Below are 24,575 nucleotides of genomic sequence, written 5' to 3'. Positions count from 1 at the left end.
TACTAATGCAAGTTGAATACTATAGTTTTAATTCAAATTGATTCCGATAACGATATTCACACTACCACGATTTATTGGCTCAAAATCGGTATTTGTTAGTCGTATATGTGGATTGATGGTTAATCTGAATGAAGAGGCACCAATACCAAAAAACGGCACATACCGTAAACTGTCCTCTCGAAAGCTAGTATAGTACACCATTTGTGAGCCTAAAACAATACCACCATAGCTTAAGTAAGCACCAATTTTTGGGCCAATTAAAAATACTGAATTGCCTACTGTGAATTCATTGCCGATATACCAATTAAGACTAGAACCATGAATACCGCTTGAATATGACTTTTGATAGTTGAGATCGACTAAATGAAACCTTTTTTGATTAGGCTCCCCAAAGCTATATTGATATCCAATACTAAGCAGTTTGTCTTTTGTATGACTGGGGCGTTCTTTTTCATATTGGTATGATAAAACCTTAGTTGAAGTAAATAAAAGGGCTATTAAAAGTAGGACTCTAACTGCTTGTTGCATTGGTTGAAAAGTATTGATATAGATATACATATCGTATCAATAATAATACCAAAATTGGAATTAGAGAAAGTGCAAATAATTGAATTCCGAATACCCACAAAACCAGCATTAAAAAGATTGCGCCTAAGAGAAATGCCATATAACGCTTGTTCCAGTTCTGGCTATTTTTTCTTAAGTAGAAAAGGAATAATAGGTTAGGTGTAAATGCCCAGAGAATATTAAAATTATTATCGCTAGCTATATGATCGGTGGCAAACCACAATAGTAAAAGTACAACTCCAATGAGCCCCGTTATAGAAAAGATAAGCCAATCAAGAAGCTTGGTTCGCTTGTTGTTTTTTCTATCTTTATATGTGATAAAAATCCCCAAAAAAGCCAGTGCTGAAAATATAAATACGGGGCTCCAGAAAAAATCAATACCAAAACCTGATTTTCTTGTACTGTCAATAATAGTTTCTGATTTTTCAACTGCCGGAATGATACCTTTTTCAGTCTTTATGGTTGCTTTTGATAAAGCTTTATTTAAATAATGCGGAATATAAATATGTTCCATTGGCGAGGCATCGCTATCAATTACGGAACCTAGAGCTGTAGTTATGCCTAAATTTCCCCAATCATTTGCTGGTAATTCATCTAAATATAACTGTCTAATTGTTCGAATATCTGTTACATAAGTTTCATCGAAAACAAGATTATTTCCTAGAACTTGCTGTAAAACATCTTTTGGTCTAGTTGCGCAATTATCATAAAAATAGTCATATAAATAGGAGCTATTTTGAGGTTTGGCGTTGATCAAAAGCTTGTTAAAAAATTGTTGTTTTTGAGATTGTTTTAAGTTTAACCACTGCTCCTGTACTGACTGGTTATCTCTTTTATAGGCGCGTTCTAAATACTCATATTTATAATTGGTGAGCTTATATAATAAACGTCCCTTGGCAAAATTTAGATAAAAATTGGGTTGGTCAAAATCAAAAGAACCATAATTGAAAACAACATCAAATCCGACGACAGTGTCTTTTACTCTGACCGCAGTGTGACCAAATTTGGTGTACAAATTGTCACCAGGCCCTCCCGTAAGAATACTAATTTCGGCCCTATTAGATAGTTCAATTTCTTGCGAAAAACTGAAAATGCTGGAACAAACTAGTAGGAAAAAGATGTAAAACGACTTCATATTAAAATGGCATTTTCGATGCGGCTTATGCTGTTTTATAAACGTGAAAATAAAAATATTTACTTGGTTAATATGCTTGGGTATTCATAAAATAAATGAAAAGACCTTATTTTAGCCTTAGCGAAACTGACTAATGAAAAAACACATACCTAATTTAATAACCATGGGTAATCTTTCCTGTGGATTGATTGCGACAATATTAGCGATTAACAATAAGCTGGAATACGCTGCTTTTTTCGTTTGTCTGGGTATTTTTTTAGATTTTTTCGATGGTCTAGCGGCAAGACTCCTTAAAGTGCAAAGTGAGTTGGGAGTACAACTAGATTCTCTTGCCGATATGGTCACGAGTGGAGTGGTACCAGGATTTGTGATGATGTCGCTAATGAAAAGTAGCACTAGTGATTACTCGACATATGGTAATGATTGGACTTTCGAGGGAATTTTTGGAGGTTCGTTAATTCCCTTTGTAGCTTTTATTATACCTCTTGCTTCTGCTTATCGCTTAGCTAAGTTTAATATTGATGATGAGCAAAGAGATTCTTTTATAGGCCTACCAACTCCTGCAAATGCATTACTTATCCTATCGTTACCATTAATATTGGAATATCAATTTAGTGAAATGGCATTTACAATAATAAGAAATCAATGGTTTTTGATCGGAGTAACCATTTTGAGTGCTTTTTTACTGAATGCGCGGATACCTCTGTTTGCGTTAAAGTTTAAAACATGGGGTTTCAAGGAGAATGCAGTGCGTTATCTTTTTATTTTAGCTTGTATTATCCTATTGTTAACGCTTAAATTTATTGCAATTCCGATTCTTCTTATTCTTTATGTGATTATTTCCTTAGTCACACCAAAAAGTTAAGTTTATCAAACTACTTTCCTTCTAGAAATTGGATAACGGCTTTACTGAAATTTTCTTGTTTATAGGTATTGTTGTGGTCGCCTTCAACATACTTTAAAAAACTTTTTGAGATCATTTTTTGGAGCGCTTCTCTATTTCCGTTCGATGTGTCCTGCCTTCCTGAAATAATCATCAGTGGAATATTGATGGTTGCACATTCCTGTTTTGTAGTGGTTGGCTGATATTTTTGTTGAAGACTTAGGCTTTTTAAATCTGCATTGATTGATTTTGCATAATTAACGGCTCCCTCAGTCATTTTAGTTAGTTTATCCTCACCACTGAAAGCTCTCGAAAAAGCAGGAGGTATTTCCCAATTTGGATTCGTGAAATCCGATCCGACTCCACCGATCGTGGCTCTGGTTATGCGCTCGTCCATCGTAAGTAGTTTTGATAAAATGATCGCGCCTCGAGAATAACCAACAGCTCGGTATTGTTTTATTTTTAAATGATCCATCAAAGCAATGATATCTTTTAACTCTGCAAAATCTTGATAAGCTATATCACTTTGCGGCTTATCAGAATCACCATTGCCCCGAAGGTCTGGGGCGATTACCCGATATCCTTTTTCGAGTAGTTCTTTTTTTAGAACACTCTTCTCCCAATTTTTTCTTGTATTAATGAATCCGTGTAACAGGAGTATAGCGTCACCATTACCTTCATCAGTAAAGGCAATTTTGGTTTCATCGAAAGAATTAAAAAAATGAGTTTGATCCTGAGCTTTGCAACCAAAGATAGCGGCCATAATTAGACCGCAAATAAGATGTTTCATGTTGATGTAATTACTTAAAACTCCAACTTCTTCTTGCGAAGTTCGAAGTTCTGACCAAGATACACTTTACGAACCATTTCGTCTTGAGCAAGTTCTTCAGGTTTACCAGCCTTAAGTATACCACCTTCGAACATGAGATAGGTTCTGTCAGTAATTGCTAGTGTTTCTTGTACGTTGTGATCTGTAATTAGGATACCAATATTCTTATTTTTAAGATGTGCCACTATACGCTGGATGTCTTCTACCGCAACTGGATCAACCCCGGCAAATGGTTCGTCAAGTAAAACAAAGTTAGGATCGGTGGCGAGTGCTCTAGCAATTTCTGTTCGACGCCGTTCTCCTCCCGATAATAAGTCTCCTCGGTTTTTTCGAATGTGCCCAAGACTAAATTCTTCAATGAGCGATTCCATTTTATGTAGCTGTTCTTTCTTGCTAAGCTTTGTAAGCTGTAGAACGCTTAAAATATTATCTTCAATACTCAATTTTCTAAAAACAGAAGCTTCCTGCGCCAAATATCCAATTCCATTCTGTGCACGTTTGTACATTGGGAATTTGGTGATATTCGTTTGATCTAGATATATCTGTCCTCCATTAGGTTTTATTAGCCCCACAATCATATAAAAAGAAGTGGTTTTACCAGCACCATTAGGGCCAAGTAACCCGACAATTTCTCCTTGATTCACTTCAAGAGATATGCCTTTTACTACTTTTCGACCTCGATAGGTCTTCATGATATTGTCAGCTCGTAAGATCATGTTTCAAAGATGAGGTATCAATGGTTAAATACCAAATAAGGGATTATAATTTGTTATTAAAGTATACATTAAGGCTGCAGTTCAAAGCTTCTAGCCTTCATTATTGCCAACTGAATACTGTTTACTGCGCCTCAAGTTCTTCCCAGAACTCATAAGCTCTTCTTAAATGCGGAATCACGATGGTACCACCAACTAAGGTTGCGATACTTAAACTCTCCATTACTTCTTCTTTAGAAACACCTTCTTTAAAGCATGTTTCTAAATGGTATTTTACGCAATCATCACAACGTAGCACAGTGGAGGCGACCAAGCCCAATAGTTCCTTAGTTTTTACATCCAAAACACCGGCCATAAATGCATTCGTGTCTAGATTAAAAATGCGTTTAATAATCTTGTTATTGTCTTTCAATAACTTACTATTCATTTTCTCGCGATAGGCGTTAAACTCTTCTACTTGACTCATTATTTTGATCGATTAGCCTTAGCTTCTGCTTCTTTTTTCTTTTGATTTTTTATCACTCTTTTAGAGATAAAAATACTTATTTCATAGAGCACCAATACGGGTATCGCTACGATAATCTGACTTGTAACATCAGGTGGTGTAATAACAGCCGAAAGTATCAATACTACAACAAGCGACATTTTTCGATATTTTCGCAGGAATTCCGGGGTGACAAGTCCGATTTTTGTGAGGAAATAAATAATAATGGGTAGCTCAAAAATAAGGCCAGACGCCAATACTGATGCACGTACCATACCGATATAAGAGCCGATATCGAATTCATTTAAGACAACGGCACTTACTTGATAGCTTCCTAAAAAGCGCAGTGATAATGGTGTAACCACGTAATAACCGAATAAGACCCCGATAAAAAATAAAAGCGATGATATCCAGATAAACCCTCCTGCTGTTTTACGTTCATTATCGTATAAACCTGGGCTAATAAACTTCCAAAATTCATATATGACATAAGGGAAAGCAATTATGAAACCAGCGGTAATAGATGTCCACATGTGAGCGGAAAACTGACCCGCTACCGTACGACTTTGTAAGGTGTAGGGTATTTCTTCTAAGCAAAATGATTCATCGAGCCCGATTGCTCTCGAAATATTACAAAGAATTTGGTACGTTGGAAAATTAACATCCTTTGGACCAAATAAAAGCACATCAAATATGATTCCTTTGGCTATAAATGCGACTGTGCCCCCAATTAAAATAGCGACTGTAGCTCTTATTAAATGCCAACGTAGTTGCTCAAGGTGCTCTAAAAATGACATTTCGGTGCCGGTTTGTTCACTTGCTCCCATTAAATAATTCCTTCTTTTATAAGGTTGTGTAAATGAACGACTCCTGCATATTTTCCATTGTCTTCAGCTAATAACTGTGAAATATTATTTTCTTCAATCACTTCCATCGCATCAACAGCCATGGCATCATTATTTATTACCCTAGGGTTTGCTGACATAATATCGGCTGCTTTCAATTTGCTAAAATCCTCATTCTTTGTAAGCATTCTTCGTATATCACCATCAGTAATAATCCCGATGATCTTATCATTTTCTGTCACGGCAACTACACCCAGCATATTTTCGGAAATCTCGATAATTACCTTTTTGATATCGGCATTGGCCTCTACATGTGGTTTCATGTTTTGCGAAGTAATATCACTTACTCTTAGATACAATTTCTTGCCTAAAGCACCGCCAGGATGGTATTTAGCAAAATCACTGCTAGAAAATCCACGAATATCTAATAAGGTTACCGCCAGGGCATCACCTACAACTAATTGAGCAGTGGTGCTGGTTGTTGGAGCGAGATTGTTAGGACATACTTCTTTTTCAACATAAGCATTCAAAACACAATTGGCTTCGGTACCTAAAAATGATGTTTTATTAGAAGTAATAGCTATAATAGGATTCTTGTAATTCTTGATCAAAGGAACCAGCACTTTAATTTCCGGTGTGTTTCCACTTTTGGAGATACAAATCACCACATCATCGGTCAAAATATTACCCAGATCACCGTGAATGGCATCTGCCGCATGCATAAAAATTGCAGGTGTTCCAGTTGAATTAAAAGTGGCAACTATTTTTTGCGCAATAATGGCACTTTTACCTATTCCAGTCACAATAACGCGACCTTTAGAGTTGTAAATTAAGTCGACAGCCTTGCAAAAGTCCTCATCAACTAAATCGACTAAATTGGCAATTGCGTTTGCTTCTTCTTGTATGGTATTTCGGGCAACCCGAATTATTTTCTGTTTGTCCATTAAATAGGCAGCTAAGTTTTGTTTAACCTAAAAAATGCTTATATTTCATTAACAAATGCAAATGTAGCTATTAATTACTTATAGTTAATTAGTGCCAATGGAAATTGATTTACATAAGGAACTGAAAAAATACTTCGGTTTCAGTCAATTCAAAGGATTACAAGAAAAGGTAATAAACAATATTATAAATGATCACAACACTTTCGTGATCATGCCAACTGGTGGAGGAAAATCTCTTTGCTACCAATTACCTGCTTTGGTAAAAGATGGAACAGCCATCGTAGTATCTCCTTTGATTGCTTTGATGAAAAATCAGGTAGATGCACTTCGAAGTATATCCGAAGAAAATGGTATTGCCCATGTACTTAACTCATCGCTTACTAAAACTGAAATTCGCCAGGTAAAAGAAGATATAACCAACGGTGTGACTAAATTATTGTATGTCGCGCCTGAATCACTTACGAAGGAAGAGAATGTCGAGTTTTTGAGATCCGTTACCATTAGCTTTATGGCGATTGATGAGGCGCATTGTATTTCAGAATGGGGGCATGATTTCAGACCTGAATATCGAAACTTAAAAAATATTATAAAGCGTATTGGAGAGTCAATCCCAATAATTGGCCTTACCGCAACTGCAACACCCAAGGTTCAGGAGGATATTTTAAAGAACTTAAGCATGACTGATGCTAAGGTTTTTAAAGCCTCTTTTAACCGACCCAATCTGTTTTATGAAGTAAGACCAAAGACAAAAAATGTCGATGCCGATGTGATTCGTTTTATTAAGCAGCATTCAGGTAAATCTGGTATTGTATACTGCTTAAGTAGAAAGCGAGTAGAAGAGCTAGCTCAAACCCTTCAGGTTAATGGAATTAATGCCGTCCCATATCATGCAGGGCTCGATGCAAAGACAAGAGTAAAACATCAAGACATGTTCTTAATGGAAGATGCCGATGTGGTAGTTGCAACCATTGCATTCGGAATGGGAATTGATAAACCAGATGTTCGCTTTGTAATACATAATGATATTCCTAAAAGTATCGAAAGTTACTATCAAGAAACTGGTCGTGCAGGACGCGATGGAGGTGAAGGTATTTGCCTTGCTTTTTACGCATATAAAGATATAGAGAAGCTTGAGAAATTTATGTCGGGTAAGCCGGTAGCAGAACAAGAAATTGGGCATGCGCTTTTACAAGAAATGGTCGCTTATGCTGAGACTTCAATGTCACGACGTAAATTCATATTACATTATTTTGGTGAAGAGTTTGATAATGAAACGGGAGAAGGTGGTGAGATGGATGACAACATTCGCAATCCGAAAAAGCAACATGAGGCACAAGATAAAGTGGTAAAGTTGTTAGAGATTGTTGAAGCTACTAAAGAGAAATATAAGTCAAAAGAAATTGTAAATACACTTATTGGTAGGTCGAACGCGCTAATGAAGTCGCATAAGACTGATGAAAAGCCTTTTTTCGGTAACGGAAAGGAGGAAAGCGACAAATTCTGGATGGCACTCCTACGACAGGTTCTAGTCTCTGGAGAGTTACGTAAGGACATTGAGACTTACGGAGTTATTAAACTAACCGATCAGGGACGAGCGTATTTAAAAAGTCCACGCTCGTTTATGATGACCGAGGATCATCAATATAACGAGGAGAACGATGCAGGAATAATTACGAATGCTAAAGGTAGTGGTGCTGCCGCTGATGAGAAATTAATGACGATGCTAAAAGATTTGCGTCGTAGTACTGCAAAGCGATTAGGGGTACCGCCATTCGTGGTGTTTCAAGATCCTTCGTTAGAAGATATGGCCCTTAAATATCCAATAAACTTAAAAGAACTTTCTAATGTTCACGGTATTGGTGAGGGAAAGGCAAAAAAATATGGCCAGGATTTTGTTGATATGATTGCCCAATATGTCGAGGAAAACGATATTACTCGATTAGAAGATATGATCGTGAAGAGTACTGGAGCGAACTCCGCTTTGAAGCTCTATATCATTCAAAATGTTGATAGAAAATTGCCTTTAACCGATATTGCATCAGCAAAAGGCATGGAGATGGATAACTTCATTAAGGAAATGGAAGCCATTGTCTACTCTGGTACAAAGTTGAATATCAACTATTGGATTGATGATTTGCTAGATGAAGATCAACAAGAAGAAATTCATGACTATTTCATGGAATCCGAATCTGATAAAATAGACGATGCTATCGAGGAGTTTGATGGCGATTATGACGATGAGGAACTACGCCTATATCGCATAAAGTTTATTAGTGAGGTTGCGAATTAAATCTTCTACAAGATCTAATTGCTCTGTTCTCGTTTTCTTTAGAGAGTATAAAAAGATAGTGGCCACAATAAGAATTACAGCTCTATGAAGTAGCCCGGTACTTTTGGAATCAAATGCAACTACTTTTTCTAAGTATTTTGAATCTATATTTGTACTATGAAAAAATCATTAGTTTTAGCTTTTATACTCGTTTCATTCTTCTTTTTTACAAGTTGTAAAGACGATCAGGAACCAATGGCTGGTCCTATTGAAACGGATATTTCTGTATCACAATCTAGTTGTTGCATTTCTTGGGCTGATACTTCCGATTTACTGCAACAACTCAATAATACAGTAAGCTATAATTATGGTAGGGCACTTGAAAGTGAGGTTGAAAAAACAATAATTTTTGCTTCTGACTCATCGCAAGTTCGTGCTACTGTAGGTTTTAAGGATGCATTTCGAACGGTATATCGAGATGTAAATGTATCCAACAATACCGTGACAATCACCCTGGAAAAAGAAGAAGTGGTACAACCAAATATTGTATCATTAGATGCAGATGGGCCAGGTGATACATATGAATTAATTACTTAAATACTCGCACCTGGCGCCGAGCCAGTCGAAGTACCAGATTGCGGGCATACGGCTTTTGGAAGGCATATTGACGAGGTTTTTGACAATGAGTTAAATACAAATGTATTTAGGTTCTTTATGCATACTGAACCTGACAATGATCGATGTAGAAACTTTGATAGGCAGCGTAATGAAATAAAAACCTACGACCAATCACCAGATGATAGATTGGGAACACAAAATGAAAAGGTTGTTTACAAATGGAAATTTAAATTACCTGCAGGGTTTCAGTCTTCACCAGACTTTACACATATACATCAGCTAAAATCGGTTGGTGGTGATTTAGCGGCAATGCCAATGTACACCTTTACATTAAGAAAAGGTAGTCCAGATAGGCTCGAATTGCGCTATGCTGAAACTGATAGACAGGTTACATTAGCCCAAACGGATTTAGCACCTTTTATAGACAAATGGGTAAGCGTTACAGAAACAATAACCTATGGTACTTCGGGGACCTATGATTTAGAAATAAAAAGAATAGGCGATGATACTATTTTGTTTGAATATACCAATGACGATATCATAAATTGGAGAGCGGGCGCTTCTTTCATTAGACCCAAATGGGGTATTTATCGCAGTTTAATAAACGCACAAGATCTTCGAGATGAATCTGTGCTGTTTGCGAATTTTAGTATAGAAGAGCTTTAAGCATCTTATTACTGCTGTTTGTTTATCAGTTTTCAAAATGTATTAAACAGCTGATTTTGGTTAAAGCACCTTCGTTAGATTTTTTATACTTTCTCTACAAAAAAAGTATCTACCATTTTTGAAATAGTGTTTAGGTATTTATCCTAAATACAAATACTCTTATCCCAATTACAGTTTAGTGTTCCCTCTAGCTACTAACAGTAGAAAATTACAATAGATAATTTTAGTTTTAATGGGTGTTTTAAGTAGCATTAACTGCTGATTTGACCTTTGGTAATTTTCTGTCCTAGCAATCAATATTTAACTCACATCCACTGTGTTTTTATCAGTAATGGGTTTAGAAAGAGCAATAATTTTCATAGCGATAACTATTTATTTTTGTTAAATATTTATTAAAAAATATTAAACAAAGCAACCATTCTATTCATGTTGTATCAATGATTTGTTGAATTATTTTGTTTTAAAGTTAAACATAATAACATGAAATAAATCACACCGAATAAAACATAAACCATTTTTTAAAAATCACACAGCATGAAAACACTAATTAACCATGTTTTTAAAAAGAGTATTTGGGTAATGGCATTCGTCCTTGTTCTAGGAGCTTGTAAAAATGATGACGGTCCCCTTGTCGTCGAAGAAGCTTTTGAAGAAGGAGAATTTGCAGAATCACCCATCATCAGTTTCGAAGAAATTGATGAAATGACCAAAACCACGATTGATGGTGAACTTAATGATGAAACTACATCTAAAACCGACGGCAAAATAGCTGCTAATCGGGGGATTAGTATAGAAAGAAGACGTTACGATTTTAACGCAACTGTAACTCGCGGCGCTGATGAAGGTGCTGAGTTGAGTGGGGAGTTGAATGTAAAATTTACTTTATATCACGCATCCTTTGCGATCATTCGTGGGTTTTTAGATCTAGGAGATGGTGAACGCGCTGCTTTAAGAGGAGCTTGGATTAGTGACGGTTTTGTTTATCTGATAATGCGTCTCCCGGACAACAGTCTAGTATTTGGCTATGGTCAAGCAGATGACGACGGAGATATTCAAGGTCGGTTTAGATTCTTTACCAGAAACGGTAGAAGTGTAGGAAATTGGACAGCTGAATTGACGAGTGTTACCAACCCAAGTCAAGACTTAGTGGATATTGTTGCTTCCGATGGACGTTTTAATACACTGGTTCAGGCGGCTACCGATGCTGGCTTAGTTGATGCACTTAAAGGAGATGGTCCACTTACCTTATTTGCTCCTACGGATGATGCATTTGCTGCATTAGAGACAGTTCCAGGAGGAGATACGCTAAAACAAGTGCTATTATATCATGTTTTAGATGGTAAGTTCCGTACGCAGAAGTTGCTGCAAAAAGAAATGCTTGCAACCTTACAGGGAGAAGATATCAAGGTTTCTTTAAATGAGAATAATGAGATCATTATTAATGATGTTGTAAAACTAGTGCAAGCAAATATTAGAGCCAAAAATGGCATTTTACATGTCATCGACGCGGTACTGATTCCACCATCATTTCAGGATTTACCTTCTATTGTAGAGATAGCAACTGGTGATGAGAATTTCTCCACTTTAGTAAATGCACTAACAACTGCTAACTTAGTAGAAACACTCCAAGGAGACGGTCCTTTTACGGTATTTGCTCCTACTAATGCCGCTTTTGAGAAGTTGGCAGCCATTCCTGAAGGCGATGCTTTAACTGAGGTATTACTATACCATGTTGCATCTGGAAAGCTCACTGCAGCAGATATTGTAGAAGCTGGTACAGTAGTTACTCTTAATAATGGAGCGGAAATTGCTGTGGAAATGACTGATGATAAGGTCATTTTAAATGGGAATATTGAGGTTGCCATTGCAAATATTATGGCTTCAAACGGTATTGTACATGTTATTAATGATGTCTTAATCCCGCCGCTGCCATCTATTGTGGATATTGCTACAGGAGATGAAAACTTCTCAACACTGGTAAGTGCACTAAGCGCTGCTGATTTGGTTGAAACATTACAAGGTGAAGGACCATTTACAGTATTTGCGCCTACAAATGATGCTTTTGAAAAACTAGATGCGCTACCAGAAGGCGATGCTTTAAAAGATGTGTTATTATATCATGTTGCAGCTGGGAAATTTGATGCCGCTACATTATTAGCAGATGGAAAAGTAACAACTATTCAGGGAGCCGAAATTACCGTAGAAAAAATTGGCGATGATGTGATTTTAAATGGAATGGTAAAAGTGGTGATTGCTGATATTATGGCTTCGAACGGTATCGTTCATGTCATCGATACAGTTTTGTTACCGCCACTACCTTCAATAGTTGACATTGCTGTTGGTAATCCTGACTTTAGCACTCTAGTCGCTGCTTTAGGTCAAGCAAATTTGGTAGATGCCTTGCAAGGAGAAGGACCATTTACAGTATTCGCTCCAACAAATGCTGCATTTGATCAATTGGATGCAATTCCAGAAGGGGATGCATTAGCACAAGTTTTATTATACCATGTAATTGATGGAAAAATTACTTCAGGAGATATTCCCGAAGGAGAAACATTAGTGACAACGAAGCAAGGAGAAGAAGTTTCTGTAGTTCGAAATGGAGATATGATTACCTTAAATGAATCTATTACGGTGATTTTAAAAGATGTCATGGCGTCGAACGGGGTAATTCATGTAATCGACGGTGTATTAATTCCGCCAAGTCTACAACCCTTACCTTCAATAGTTGATATTGCTGTTGGCAATCCTGACTTTAGCACTTTGGTAAGTGCATTAGGGCAAGCTGGCTTAGTAGAAGCATTACAAGACGATGGCCCGTTTACAGTATTCGCACCCACAAATACTGCATTTGATCAATTAGATGCAATTCCTGAGGGTGATGCACTAGTTCAAGTGTTATTATACCATGTAATTGATGGTAAAATAGCTTCAGCAGACATCCCTCAAGGAGAAACATTAGTAACTACAAAGCAAGGAGAGCAGGTATCTGTTGTGCGTAATGGCGATATGATTACTTTAAATGAAACGATAAGCGTTATTGTAAAAGATATCATGGCTTCTAATGGCGTTATTCATGTAATTGATGGAGTATTGATTCCACCAAGTTTTACTGGGAAAACAATCTTAGACCTAGCGAAAGAGACTCCGGAACTTTCAACTTTGGTTAGCGCTGTTGAAGCTGCAGGTTTGGATGGTGTTTTAGATGGTGAAGGAAGTTTTACAGTATTTGCACCTACAAACGATGCTTTTGCTCAATTAGCAGCATTACCAGAAGGTGATGCTTTAGTAGAAGTGTTGAAGTATCATGTAGTAGGGCAAAAGTTGTTGGCCGATGATTTGAAGCAATTGCATACCGTTACAACCTTACAAGGTCAGGATGTAACAATCTTTTATAATAACGGAAAGATTTATCTAAATGGTCATGTAATTCAAGTGGCTATTGCAGATATTGAAGCAACAAATGGAGTTGTACACGTAATAACTGGTGTACTTATTCCGCCGGCTTCACATTAATAATTAGCATAAAAAGCTCCAATGGTATATGCCGTTGGAACTTTTTTATTTTCCATTGAAATTTCAAATTTCAGAATAGTACTAATCGAAAAACCCAGGATATACCTGGGTTTTTCTTAGTACAAATCGATTTTAAAGCCCGAATCGATTCATATTTATAGTCAGGGGATTCGACTCTACTTCTTTACTGAACAGGTGCTAATACCAAAAGGAGCGTAAAGCGGACAAAAACTAACCAAACTAGTTAGTAAAAATATTCCTGCAGCCACTAATAGTACTATTCCCAATGTTCCAGTTACCGTTCCTGTAAAATACAAAACGGCCGCAACGATTGCGACTAGCAATCTAACAATCTTATCCGTAGTTCCCATGTTTTTTTTCATAATAATTAATTTTAGTTAAACACATTGGTTAAAAGTAAAACGGCTCCATAAATAATGCCCAAGCAAATTATGCACACTAAACCTAGCTTTATTATCTTGTTTTTATCCATTTTACTAAACAAAAGTAGTCTCGATTTTGCTAAAAAGAAGTGACTAAAGTCACGCCGAAAGTACTTTTATGGTTTGTGATGACTGTTTAATTTTGTTTTCTACCTCTAATTTTTTCAATACTCGGCTAATTACTTCGCGTACAGTGCCTAATTCGTTTGCTATTTGATTGTGCGTAATTTTCAACTCGTTATTTGCCGTTACTTTCGCTTTCTCTTTTAAATAGTCATATAGTCGTTTATCCATTTTGCTAATCAAAATTTGCTCTATGCTAGTTAAGAGATCGACATAACGTTCGTTGTATTGCTGGTAAAATAACTCATTGAGTTTGGGATATGTTTTTATCCATTCTCTCACCTTTTCTACAGGTAATAAAAGTAGCGTAGAATCCTCTTCAGTAACCGCATATATTTTGCTTGGTTGATTGTACAATCCTGCTGAAAAAGACATTATACAACTTTCTTTTGGTTGAATGTAATACAAAAGCAGTTCTCGTTCTTCAAATCTAGAGATCACCTTAACAAGTCCTTCGACCACAAATGGAATTACATTAATATATTGATCTTTTCTTAAAATTTCTGTGGCCTTAGGTATTTGCTTAACAATGGCCGCATGCAATATTTCGTCAGCTAAAGCCTTACCTAAAAACGCTATTTTATTCGCAATCTGTTTCATCAAATACGCATTAGTAATCCTATTTTTTACGAATTTATAAATGCTAATTTACTTTAGTATTCTCATTTACTACAATCTACTTTCAAAACAACAATGAAAACTTCAGAATTAATTACCTTTGCACCCAATTTAAAAATAGAAAAATGCAAGACGGTTTATATGCCAAATTCAATACCTCTAAAGGGGAGATCTTGGTAAATCTAGAATTTGAAAAAACACCAGGTACAGTTGGTAATTTTGTTGGGTTGGCTGAAGGAAACTTAGAAAATGATGTAAAACCTCAAGGCACACCATATTACAATGGACTTAAATTCCACAGGGTGATTCCTGATTTTATGATCCAAGGTGGATGCCCACAAGGAAGTGGAGTAGGTGGTCCTGGATATCAATTTGATGACGAAATTCATCCTGATTTAAAACATAGCGGCCCTGGTATGCTTTCGATGGCAAACGCGGGTCCAGGAACAAACGGAAGTCAGTTTTTTATCACTCATATCGCTACTGATTGGTTAGATGGTAAGCATACTGTTTTTGGTAATGTGATTGAAGGACAAAATATTGTAGATACAGTTGCACAAGGAGATACTATTGATAGTATTGAAATCGTTCGTGTTGGTGCTTCTGCAGAAGCGTTTAATGCTATTGAGGCATTTAGAACTTTTGAAGGTGCTCGTGAAGCTCGTTTAGCCGCAGCGGTTCAAGCTCAAAATGCTGCTTTAGATAAATTATCTGCCGGATTTGAAAGAACTGATAGCGGACTTCGTTACCAAATCATTCAAAAAGGAAATTCTGGTGTAAAAGCTGGAAAAGGAAAAACAGTATCGGTTCACTATAAAGGACAGTTAGATGACGGGACTGTATTCGATTCTTCTTTTAAAAGAAACCAACCAATTGATTTTGCTTTAGGCGTAGGTCAGGTAATTGCTGGTTGGGACGAAGGTATCGCACTACTAGAAGTTGGTGATAAAGCTCGTTTAGTAATCCCAAGTCATCTAGGATATGGTGAGCGTGGTGCAGGCGGTGTAATTCCACCAAATGCAAACCTCGTTTTTGACGTAGAATTGGTTGCTGTTAAATAAGGACCAAGAAGCAAAAAGTTAGCGCCAAGAAACAGGACTATTTTCAGTCTGGTTTCTTGGCTTTTTTGTTTCATAAAGTCTTTATTGCTGTATCCAAAAGCTTACTGTTAGGTTGAGATCATATAGACTCCGCTTGTCAAGCCGCCTAATTAATGTTGTTAACGCATTCCTATTTCAAATTCTAAGCAGTATCTTTAAACACCTAAAATAATACTACTTCCAAGTGCGGTTTTTAAAGAAGACTTTTCGTTTTTTGCTTATTCTCATAGCGCTTTTGGCTCTTGTTTATTTTCTCGGTCCACGGGTAGAAAAACCAGAATTAAATCCGGATTTACCTGAGCTAACAACAGATCTTCTACAATTAGAAAATGAGATAAATAGCCAGGAAGAATCAAATGAAAAAGTAAAAATTGACAATCAATCTACCATCGTGTGGTTTGATTCAATTCCTAAAAAAACTAAATATAGTTTTGTGTATTTCCATGGTTGGTCTGCAAGCCATGAAGAAGGCGCGCCCTTACATCGACAAATGGCAAAACGATATGGAGCCAATTTATATTTACCTCGACTTGCCGGCCATGGTTTAAATGAAGGGGAGCCAATGCTCAATCTAACTGCTACCGATTATTTGAATAGTGCAAAAAGAGCCTTAGCTGTTGCAAAAACAATAGGAGAAAAGGTAATTGTTATGGGCACTTCAACAGGAGGTACTATCGGTTTGTGGTTAGCTAGTGAGCATCCTGATATCGAGGCTTTATTATTGTATTCTCCAAATGTTGAAATCTATGATAGTTCGTCTAAATTGTTATCAGGACCTTGGGGGTTACAATTGGTTCGATTGGTGCAAGGAGGGGACTACTTTTCATTCAAAGCCGATTCTATCAAACGGCAATATTGGACAACAAAATACAGAGTAGAAGCTTTGACTCATTTGCAGGCGTTGATTGATGATACGATGAACGAGGATGTCTTTGGTGCTATAAAACAGCCTGTTTTTATGGGATATTACTATCGAGATGAAGAAAATCAGGATAAAGTAGTTTCGGTTTCTGCGATGTTGGACATGTATGGAAAGCTAGGAACTAAAAACACACTAAAAAGTAAACAGGCATTTGCCAATGTCAATGACCATGTAATGACTTCGCATATTACAAGTAAAGATTTTGAGAGTGTAAAAAATAGGACGATCGAGTATCTCGAGGCCACCCTAAGTCTGAAACCAATTAAAAAAGAAATTCAACTATAAAATGAAAAAACTACTAGTAGTATTTACCGTTTTTGCCCTCTTGATCGCATGCAAAAAGGAGGTAAAACAAAAAGAACCAGCTGTCATTTGGGAAGCTTATGACGAGTCTGTTGATCTTGCTGCTCAGCAAGAGCACGAAAGCGAACGAATGCGTTATAAGTTGGTAAACTCAGTTGTCACAGATAAGAATAGTATTTGGGAACCTTTTATTACCGAGTTGTCATACTTTTCAGCTGCGGAATATGAAGGATTAAAGCCGTACATACTTGAAAAATCAATTCCTGAAATTAATAAAAGTATAAAAGAAGGGAAATTGACCTATGAGCAGTTGACCTTATTTTACATTTACCGAATTCGTCAATTTGAAAGTGATAACACTTTGTCATTAAATGCGGTTATTGCTTTAAATCCGGAAGCGGTTCGTATTGCAATAGATCTAGATGAAAATTTGGATGCAGAAGCAATGGACCTTTACTCGATCAAAGGAATGCCGATTTTGATCAAGGATAATATCGGATTAGCAGGAATTCCGACAACAGCAGGAGCGGTTGCGCTAAAAGATAATATGGTTGATGATGCGTTCATCACTAAGCAATTAAAGGAAAGTGGTGCGATTATTTTAGGGAAGGCGAATTTAAGTGAATGGGCTTATTTCTTTTGTAGCGGTTGTCCTTTAGGCTATAGCGCGCTAGGTGGACAAACAATGAATCCCTACGGGCGTATGCAGTTTGAGAGTGGGGGCTCGAGCTCAGGTAGTGGAGTAGCAGGAGCAGCCAATTATGCAGTAGCTACGGTCGGTACCGAGACAAGCGGATCGATTTTATCACCATCAAGTAAAAACAGTATTGTCGGTTTAAAACCAACAATTGGTAAGTTAAGTCGTGGAGGAATAGTGCCTATTTCTAGTACTTTAGACACTCCAGGCCCAATGACAAAAAGTGTAGTTGATAATGCCATTTTGCTTAATGCTATGTTAGGCAAGGACAAGGCAGATTCTAGTACAGTAGAGTCTATTCAAGTGAATTTAAAAGAAATTGAAGATGCCGATCTAAAAGGAAAACGTTTTGGCGTTATAAAAGCTTTGAAGGAAGACTCTTTGTACGTAGCTGCATTAGATAAAATAGCAAAAGCGGGAGCCGAGCTGGTTGAATTTGATCCAGGTAGTCCAGGATTATCTGGTTTTATTACCTTGTTGAATATTGATATGAAAATAGACTTACCTTATTATTTTGCTGATTACGGAAATAAGGATTTATCATATAAATCGGTCAAAGATGTCGTGAATTTCAATAAACAAGATTCCCTAATAAGAGCACCTTACGGGCAGCAATTGTTTGAAGGTATTGTAAGCGATACTACAACGGTTGAAGAACTAAATGTGATAAAATCAAATTTAGAAGCTTTAGGTCGTAATTTCTTTAATACTGCATTAGATGATTTAAAGGTAGATGCAGTACTTTCTATAAATAATTATCATGCGGGTTATGCTGCCGTCGCGAAGTACCCAGCCTTAACAGTTCCTATGGGATATCAGGAAAGTGGTGAGCCGATGAGCTTAACGTTTATAGGAAAACAGTTTGAAGAAGAAAAGTTATTACAACTTGGTAGCGCGTATGAAAAAGTAAGCAAGGAACGTAAGACCCCTAAAAAATATCAGTAGATGAATAAAATGAAAGGAGCTATTGTCATGATTACGAGAATCGTGGCTTATTATTGCTTGTTTATGGGCTTACTTAAAATAAGCGCTATTTTTCGTGGCGCTTGGCTCGTCCCAAATCTGATTTTGGCAGCTCTTTTATTGATATTGGGAGGACTAGCTTTTTATCAAATAAAGCAAAAGAAGTTCAGCGGCATTTTTGTAATACTATCGATTGTACTAATCTCGGCCTTGCGTTTTTATGAAATACGTTTGGTACATTTAATTCAAGAATGGGTAAGTTAAGATATATATGTTTTTTGGTTTTTATGTTGATATGGCAAGTCTCCATATCCCAAATTACACATCCTAAAATGAGTCCGTTTTCTTCGGTAAAACAAGAAATAGGCTTAGTCACTATTACTATAGATTATTCAAGACCAAGCGCAAGGGGAAGGAACATTGTTGGAGACTTGATGCCTTATGATCGCATTTGGAGAGTAGGTGCTAATGAATCGACCAAGTTCACTACTTCTCATGATATTACAATAGGAGAACATCTATTAAAAAAAGGAACTTATGTTCTGTATGCTATACCTCATAAGGAATATTGGGAAGTTATTTTTCATACTAATCTGACTCATTGGGGTGACGGGCGTACCGACTACAAGCCGCAAGAGGACGCGTTCAGAATTCAAATAAAACCCGAAAAAACTGCTGATTTTCAAGAGACCTTTTTAATCACCCTAAATCATTTAGATCACAATAGCGGAATAATGGAATGGATCTGGGAACATACCAAGGTTAGTATTCCTATTAAGGTTGATACACATGAAATGATGCTTGGTCGGATTAAAACATTATTGAAAGACAATCCGACAGCAATGAGTTATTACCAGGCGGCTAGATATTATCAAGAGCAGGACCACGATTTAATTAAGGCTTTAAAATGGTTAGATAAAGCTGAGACACTTGGTGGACGAACTTATTATATTCATCGTATTCGATCTTTGGTTCTAGAGAAAAAAAAGGACTATAAAAACGCAATTAAAGAAGCTAAAGCCTCACTTAAAATTGCTGATTCACTTGGCAAAGATGAGTTTGTTAGGATGAATCAAAAGAATATTGAAAAATTGCAAAAACTACTTTAGTTGTTCTTATTGCTTTTAAGTGGAGTATTCATCCAATACCCAGTTAAATTTTTTGGTGCAACTATAGCCTGATTTTTGTGTAAAGGACGAGTTTTTAGCATAAAATGACCATCTGTAGATTTTAAGTTATTTGAATTTAACTGTTGCACAAAAAACTCTCTAAATTGGCTATAGGAAGTAGATTCAGATTTATGTACCTCATTTCCGTAAATGTCTACTACGTTTTTCACTTCGAGGGTAATACCCTTATTTGTTGTTTTTCGCTGTGATTGAATTCTTTTACTGTCAAAAACCCAGCTTTTTTGTTTGGGATATAATCGAACACTCTTATTTTTTGTCACAATACTATCTATGGCTAGATAAATACCTTGATACCATAACCGATACCTATTCTTTTTCCTTGCACTACTCGGTACAGGGGGATTATTAAATACAACTTCAAAAAATTTCTTGTCATGATTAACTTTTACAGTATCGGGAATGAACTTTGGCGGTTGTAAAACTTCAAATGAGTTATTGAAGGATATATAATTAGGATACATTCTGTCTTTATGGAGTTGATATTCCACAATAATCTGATATAGAAGCTTTCCTGGAATTTTTTCATTAGCCTCCTTGAAGCTATTGCTTTGTTTTTGACCTTTATTATTTTTAGTATCATAAACATTATATTCCAGTTTGTATATGTGAAAATCGCCTTTACTTATGAAGATTTTACCTTGAACTTTATAAGGAGTTTGATTTTTAATGAGGTTAACAACATATAAAGGAATATCATTTAACGAAGTTTCATAGCTTAATTTAAGTCTATGATTTTTAATTAAATCTATGTCCAAACGATTTATAAAATCATAGGTGTTTATGTTGTGATTTCGCAATGCGTCATGCAGACGAAGTATGGTATATTCGTTTCCTCCCTGTCCGTCTAAGGTGGCATTGTTGATGATTTTACTTCTATTTATATAGTCATACGGTTTAGCTGCTAGCGTATCAATTGGAAAATCAATGTTTGTTTTATAGTTGTATATTTTAGTTTGTGTGTTCTTCAGATCCTCAAAACCAAACCCAGGATCAAATACTTCTAATATCGCTTCTTTTAAATTAAGATACTTACTGTCTTTTAATTGATAATCTCGATAATAACCAATGTATGAAAATGGCTCAAATGGAAAATTTTCAGGAATTCTTTTTATAGCTTTTCGAACAATCTCTTTAGCTTTGAGTCTTTTGCGAATTTTGGAGTCTATAAGAACCACTTCTGCCAGCATTTCTACTTTTTCACTAAGACGTATATAATTAATTTGATTTTTAGAAAGGTCGGTTAAAGGGATTTCCTTTGTCTTATAGCCCATAGAAGATATTACCAAAGTATCTTTCAAGCTAACAAGTTCGTAAGGAATTCTAAATCCACCGTCGAGATTGCTAATCAGCCCTTTTGATTTGTTTTTAATTTTGATAGTAGCAAATGGAATAGAAGTAGCATCTTTAGAGTCAACTAATTTTCCGTTGATAAATTCAATTTGCTGTCCAATTGAAAAGTTAAACTGTACTAAAAAAACTATAATGGAGTATGCACGTAAAGCTCTGATCGACGAAGTCATTTAATACAATAAATTTTTTGATTTAAATGAATATCAAATTAATAAACATTGTGATGGTTTTCAATAAAATAGCATTAAGATTTTAGTAAGCTTCTGTTAAATTTTTGTCTGTCTTGATAATAGCAATACATTTTTGGACTCAATTAATCAAACATACTAATTTTGCCATCTTTTATGAAAAAAACACTTTTCAAAACCCTAATTTTGCACACCTTTTAAAAAGACTTGTAATGCGCACTAAATCTCTTAAAAACAACAAAATAAATGTCGTAACCTTAGGTTGCAGCAAAAATGTATATGATAGCGAAGTGCTAATGGGCCAGTTACGGGCAAATAATAAAGAGGTTGTGCATGAAGAAGAAGGAAATATTGTAGTTATAAACACCTGTGGTTTTATTAACAATGCCAAAGAAGAAAGTGTTAATACTATTTTAGAATATGTTTCTAAAAAAGAAGAAGGAGCTGTCGATAAGGTTTTTGTTACAGGCTGTTTAAGCGAACGCTATAAGCCAGATCTTGAAAAAGAAATTCCTGATGTTGACCAATATTTTGGTACTACAGATCTACCGCTATTATTGAAAGCTTTAGGTGCCGATTACAAACACGAATTAATTGGCGAACGCCTAACAACTACACCAAAAAATTACGCTTATTTAAAAATAGCGGAGGGTTGCGACCGGCCATGTAGTTTTTGCGCTATTCCTATCATGAGGGGTAAACACCGCTCAACGCCAATTGAAGAGTTAGTTACCGAGGCAGAAAAACTGGCCGCGGATGGTGTTAAAGAACTTATTTTGATTGCCCAAGATCTAACCTATTATGGTCTTGATTTATATAAAAAACGAAACCTAGCCGAACTTTTATTGGCTTTGGTCAAAGTTGAAGGAATCGAATGGATTCGCCTACACTACGCGTTCCCAACTGGATTTCCTGTCGACGTGCTAGAAGTGATTAAAAATGAGCCTAAGGTTTGTAATTATATCGATATTCCGTTACAGCACATTGCCGACCCTATATTAAAAAGTATGCGTCGTGGCACCACAAAAGCGAAGACAACTAAGCTGTTGAAACAGTTTAAAGAAATGGTGCCTGAAATGGCAATTCGTACTACATTAATTGTTGGCTATCCGGGTGAAACAGAAGAGGATTTTGAAACCCTTAAGGACTGGGTTAGCGAAATGCGTTTTGACCGCTTAGGTTGTTTTACTTACAGCCATGAAGAAAACACACATGCTTATAATTTAGAAGATGATGTGCCCGAGGATGTAAAACAAGATCGGGCTAATCAGATTATGGAAATACAGAGCCAGATTTCGTGGGAACTTAATCAAGAAAAAATAGGTAAGACCTTTAAGTGTATTATCGATCGAAAAGAAGGGAATCATTTTGTAGGTAGGACCGAATATGATTCCCCTGATGTAGATAATGAAGTCTTGATAGATGCTACTGAGCACTATTTGAAAATCAGCGATTATGCAATGATTACTATTACGGAAGCTACTGATTTTGATCTAATAGGAAAGCCTAGTAACTAGAAATAGTTAAAATAGTTATTGATTATTTCTTCCAATTCCTCATGAGTTAATGGTTTTTTCATGAAAATTTTCACATCTTCATATTTATGAGCCTTTTTCTCATCATCAACATTTAAACTGGTCGTAAGTATTGCAACTATAATCTTTACCTTTTTATTTTCAGGTAAGGCTTAGTATTCCTCCAGAAAATCCTATCCACTCACGCCCGGCATATTAATGTCTAGAAATATCAAATTGGGTTTGGGAGAATTATCGGCTAAATAGTTAATATAAGTCAGAGCGTCGCTTGCATTTTCTTTAATCGCAAAAGCGCGTAAATCAAAGCATAAAAAAGGCCTCATTTTAAAATGAGGCCTTAAATTATTTTATAGAAAACGATTGTTGACTAACTGTCTTTTATTTTTTTGAGCTTGCGTTGTATTTTTTTAATTGCTGCTTCAATCGATTTTTCAGGCTCTATTACGTTGTACTCCCCCCAAAATTCAGGATCAGAAAAACCAGAAGCTTCGTCACCAATAATGACAGTAGGACGTAAACGCTCTCGCGGTTTTAAGTAATTATTTTCAGTATTGGTTTCCCAGTCTGTTATAGCCATTTCGCATGAAAGTTTGTACCTAGAATTAAACAACTTTTTACGCCAGTTTACCTTAAACTCTAGTTGAACATTGCCATAACCGTAGTGCCATTTTCCGTTTTTATTTCTATAATCAACACGATAGGAAGCTTCCGTAGGAATAACAGTTACGTCTCGAGGTTTCTTTTTTACAAAGGCTGCCGATGCTAATTTCTCATTTTCAAGATTTAAATGATAGATGGCACTCGTTAAGACATAATTTTCAGGGTTAATATATAAGGTGCCATAGTATAGTGGCTCGTTTAATGTTTCTAGTTGTTTAAAATTTACAACATATACTGGTTGATTGTTGATCGATGTAGTTCTTCCAAACGAAAAGGTATAGTATTCCAACATATCCTCTGTAAATACATATTCAGGATACTTCATTATATCGAGGTACAAGGTACTAAAAGGACCACCTTGTAATTTGAGCGCCACGGTATCTAATTTTTTATAATTAGTACTTTTTCTTGCTTTGTAAAGTTTTACCGCGTCTTTGCGAGAATACGTGTAGGGTTGTTTGTAAATATTTACTACCGCTTCTGATAATGATACGTTCGTTCGACGCTTCTTAATAGTTTCCCGATAAAAAGCAGTCATTACTGTAGGATCATTAACATAATTGGTTCCGCGATTTTTTAGGGTTTTCCTAACAAGTTCTCTTGCATTTTTTGGTACAGAAATATTAACCTCACTAAGTTCGGTAACAGATGTTTCAAGTTTAATTTTCGTCTTTTCTTCTTTGAGATCTTGAATGTCTAATACTTTTGTTTTAAAGCCTAAGAAGGAAACGGTTATTTTACCGGCAGTTAAGGTCTTGGGGATTTTAAGTGCAAACTCACCTTCACTATTTGTTATGGTGCTAATATTAGTGCCATTTACCGTTAATGAGGCAAAGACTAAGGGGGCGTTATTAGAACTATTTACCACAGTGCCTTTATATTGATTAAAGGCAACTGTAGGAGCTATTTGAACTGGATCTTGTGCAAAGGCGGTATGATTAATACCTAGAGCTAGGCATAACACCATACTTAAGCCGTACAGCTGTTTGATAATTGATTTTTTGGTGGTCATAA

General features: G+C 36.1%; 22 protein-coding genes. 11 read left to right on the top strand and 11 right to left on the bottom strand.

Features of this window, described 5'->3' with window-relative positions; translation table 11 throughout:
- Positions 1–27: 27 nt before the first annotated feature.
- Together GWK10_RS01955 and GWK10_RS01950 are read right to left on the bottom strand one after the other, a co-directional pair.
- Positions 28–528 carry a hypothetical protein gene (locus GWK10_RS01955; RefSeq protein ID WP_164029212.1) on the bottom strand — a complete coding sequence of 167 codons (501 nt, stop codon included), beginning with the start codon at positions 526–528 and terminating at the stop codon, positions 28–30.
- A complete protein-coding gene (locus GWK10_RS01950) occupies positions 512–1,702 on the bottom strand; it encodes a lipoprotein N-acyltransferase Lnb domain-containing protein (RefSeq protein WP_164029211.1) in 1,191 nt (396 codons plus the stop codon). Before GWK10_RS01950 ends, GWK10_RS01955 begins: the two co-directional genes overlap by 17 nt.
- A 133-nt stretch (positions 1,703–1,835) precedes the next feature.
- On the opposite strand from GWK10_RS01950, the gene GWK10_RS01945 reads away from it, so the two are divergent.
- Complete coding sequence (locus tag GWK10_RS01945) at positions 1,836–2,567, top strand: CDP-alcohol phosphatidyltransferase family protein (RefSeq protein WP_164029210.1); 732 nt, start codon at positions 1,836–1,838, stop codon at positions 2,565–2,567.
- A gap of 10 nt (positions 2,568–2,577) precedes the next feature.
- On the opposite strand, the gene GWK10_RS01940 is transcribed toward GWK10_RS01945, so the two are convergent.
- From GWK10_RS01940 to GWK10_RS01920, 5 genes are all read right to left on the bottom strand, one after another.
- The gene (locus GWK10_RS01940; RefSeq protein ID WP_164029209.1) at positions 2,578–3,375 is read right to left on the bottom strand and encodes an alpha/beta fold hydrolase; all 798 of its coding nucleotides are present in this window, start codon (positions 3,373–3,375) and stop codon (positions 2,578–2,580) included.
- 14 nt (positions 3,376–3,389) lie between these two features.
- Positions 3,390–4,130 carry an LPS export ABC transporter ATP-binding protein gene (gene lptB / locus GWK10_RS01935; protein ID WP_164029208.1) on the bottom strand — a complete coding sequence of 247 codons (741 nt, stop codon included), beginning with the start codon at positions 4,128–4,130 and terminating at the stop codon, positions 3,390–3,392.
- A 121-nt stretch (positions 4,131–4,251) separates the two neighbouring features.
- Positions 4,252–4,596, bottom strand: a complete 345-nt coding sequence (locus GWK10_RS01930) for a carboxymuconolactone decarboxylase family protein (protein WP_164029546.1) — start codon at positions 4,594–4,596, stop codon at positions 4,252–4,254.
- A complete protein-coding gene (tatC, locus tag GWK10_RS01925; protein ID WP_164029207.1) occupies positions 4,593–5,408 on the bottom strand; it encodes a twin-arginine translocase subunit TatC in 816 nt (271 codons plus the stop codon). The genes GWK10_RS01930 and tatC overlap by 4 nt, the downstream gene beginning before the upstream one ends.
- 29 nt (positions 5,409–5,437) lie before the next feature.
- Positions 5,438–6,400: a KpsF/GutQ family sugar-phosphate isomerase gene (locus GWK10_RS01920; protein ID WP_164029206.1), complete on the bottom strand. Its 963-nt coding sequence runs from the start codon at positions 6,398–6,400 to the stop codon at positions 5,438–5,440.
- Positions 6,401–6,497: 97 nt separating this feature from the next.
- On the opposite strand from GWK10_RS01920, the gene GWK10_RS01915 reads away from it, so the two are divergent.
- The 4 genes from GWK10_RS01915 (at position 6,498) to GWK10_RS01905 (ending at position 13,469) form a co-directional block, all read left to right on the top strand.
- Positions 6,498–8,690, top strand: coding sequence for an ATP-dependent DNA helicase RecQ (locus GWK10_RS01915; RefSeq protein ID WP_164029205.1), 2,193 nt, complete (start codon positions 6,498–6,500; stop codon positions 8,688–8,690).
- Between the two features lie 156 nt (positions 8,691–8,846).
- Complete coding sequence (locus GWK10_RS18270; protein WP_204263070.1) at positions 8,847–9,266, top strand: hypothetical protein; 420 nt, start codon at positions 8,847–8,849, stop codon at positions 9,264–9,266.
- Positions 9,267–9,383: 117 nt separating this feature from the next.
- Entirely contained in the window at positions 9,384–9,953 is a 570-nt protein-coding gene (locus GWK10_RS01910; RefSeq protein ID WP_204263069.1) for a heparin lyase I family protein, read from the top strand.
- A gap of 534 nt (positions 9,954–10,487) precedes the next feature.
- A complete protein-coding gene (locus tag GWK10_RS01905; protein ID WP_164029204.1) occupies positions 10,488–13,469 on the top strand; it encodes a fasciclin domain-containing protein in 2,982 nt (993 codons plus the stop codon).
- Positions 13,470–13,645: 176 nt separating this feature from the next.
- Here GWK10_RS01905 and GWK10_RS01900 read toward each other — a convergent pair whose 3' ends face one another.
- The gene (locus GWK10_RS01900) at positions 13,646–13,852 is read right to left on the bottom strand and encodes a YgaP family membrane protein (RefSeq protein ID WP_164029203.1); all 207 of its coding nucleotides are present in this window, start codon (positions 13,850–13,852) and stop codon (positions 13,646–13,648) included.
- A 159-nt stretch (positions 13,853–14,011) separates the two neighbouring features.
- A complete protein-coding gene (locus tag GWK10_RS01895) occupies positions 14,012–14,635 on the bottom strand; it encodes a Crp/Fnr family transcriptional regulator (RefSeq protein WP_164029202.1) in 624 nt (207 codons plus the stop codon).
- Positions 14,636–14,778: 143 nt separating this feature from the next.
- Between GWK10_RS01895 and GWK10_RS01890 the strand changes: the two genes are divergently transcribed.
- The 5 genes from GWK10_RS01890 to GWK10_RS01870 all read left to right on the top strand — a co-directional run bounded on the left by GWK10_RS01890 (position 14,779) and on the right by GWK10_RS01870 (position 19,747).
- Positions 14,779–15,714: a peptidylprolyl isomerase gene (locus GWK10_RS01890; protein WP_164029201.1), complete on the top strand. Its 936-nt coding sequence runs from the start codon at positions 14,779–14,781 to the stop codon at positions 15,712–15,714.
- 253 nt (positions 15,715–15,967) lie between these two features.
- A complete protein-coding gene (locus tag GWK10_RS01885; protein WP_204263068.1) occupies positions 15,968–16,960 on the top strand; it encodes an alpha/beta hydrolase in 993 nt (330 codons plus the stop codon).
- A 1-nt stretch (position 16,961) separates the two neighbouring features.
- On the top strand, positions 16,962–18,620 hold the full coding sequence (locus GWK10_RS01880; RefSeq protein ID WP_164029199.1) for an amidase family protein: 1,659 nt from the start codon (positions 16,962–16,964) through the stop codon (positions 18,618–18,620).
- Complete coding sequence (locus GWK10_RS01875) at positions 18,621–18,902, top strand: hypothetical protein (RefSeq protein ID WP_164029198.1); 282 nt, start codon at positions 18,621–18,623, stop codon at positions 18,900–18,902.
- Positions 18,903–18,970: 68 nt separating this feature from the next.
- Positions 18,971–19,747 (top strand): DUF2911 domain-containing protein, encoded by a 777-nt coding sequence (locus GWK10_RS01870; RefSeq protein ID WP_239540664.1) that lies wholly within the window; start codon positions 18,971–18,973, stop codon positions 19,745–19,747.
- On the opposite strand, the gene GWK10_RS01865 is transcribed toward GWK10_RS01870, so the two are convergent.
- Positions 19,744–21,348 (bottom strand): carboxypeptidase-like regulatory domain-containing protein, encoded by a 1,605-nt coding sequence (locus GWK10_RS01865; RefSeq protein WP_164029196.1) that lies wholly within the window; start codon positions 21,346–21,348, stop codon positions 19,744–19,746. The genes GWK10_RS01870 and GWK10_RS01865 overlap by 4 nt on opposite strands.
- Positions 21,349–21,578: 230 nt before the next feature.
- On the opposite strand from GWK10_RS01865, the gene rimO reads away from it, so the two are divergent.
- On the top strand, positions 21,579–22,883 hold the full coding sequence (rimO, locus tag GWK10_RS01860; RefSeq protein ID WP_164029195.1) for a 30S ribosomal protein S12 methylthiotransferase RimO: 1,305 nt from the start codon (positions 21,579–21,581) through the stop codon (positions 22,881–22,883).
- 385 nt (positions 22,884–23,268) lie between these two features.
- Here the strand turns inward: rimO and GWK10_RS01855 are convergent, their stop codons facing one another.
- Complete coding sequence (locus GWK10_RS01855; RefSeq protein ID WP_164029194.1) at positions 23,269–24,573, bottom strand: carboxypeptidase-like regulatory domain-containing protein; 1,305 nt, start codon at positions 24,571–24,573, stop codon at positions 23,269–23,271.
- Between the last annotated feature and the right edge of the window lie 2 nt (positions 24,574–24,575).

This window comes from Spongiivirga citrea, from assembly GCF_010671565.1.
Taxonomy (GTDB): domain Bacteria; phylum Bacteroidota; class Bacteroidia; order Flavobacteriales; family Flavobacteriaceae; genus Spongiivirga; species Spongiivirga citrea.
Note: the sequence above shows the minus strand (reverse complement) of the source record. Positions and strands in the feature narration are given on the sequence as shown.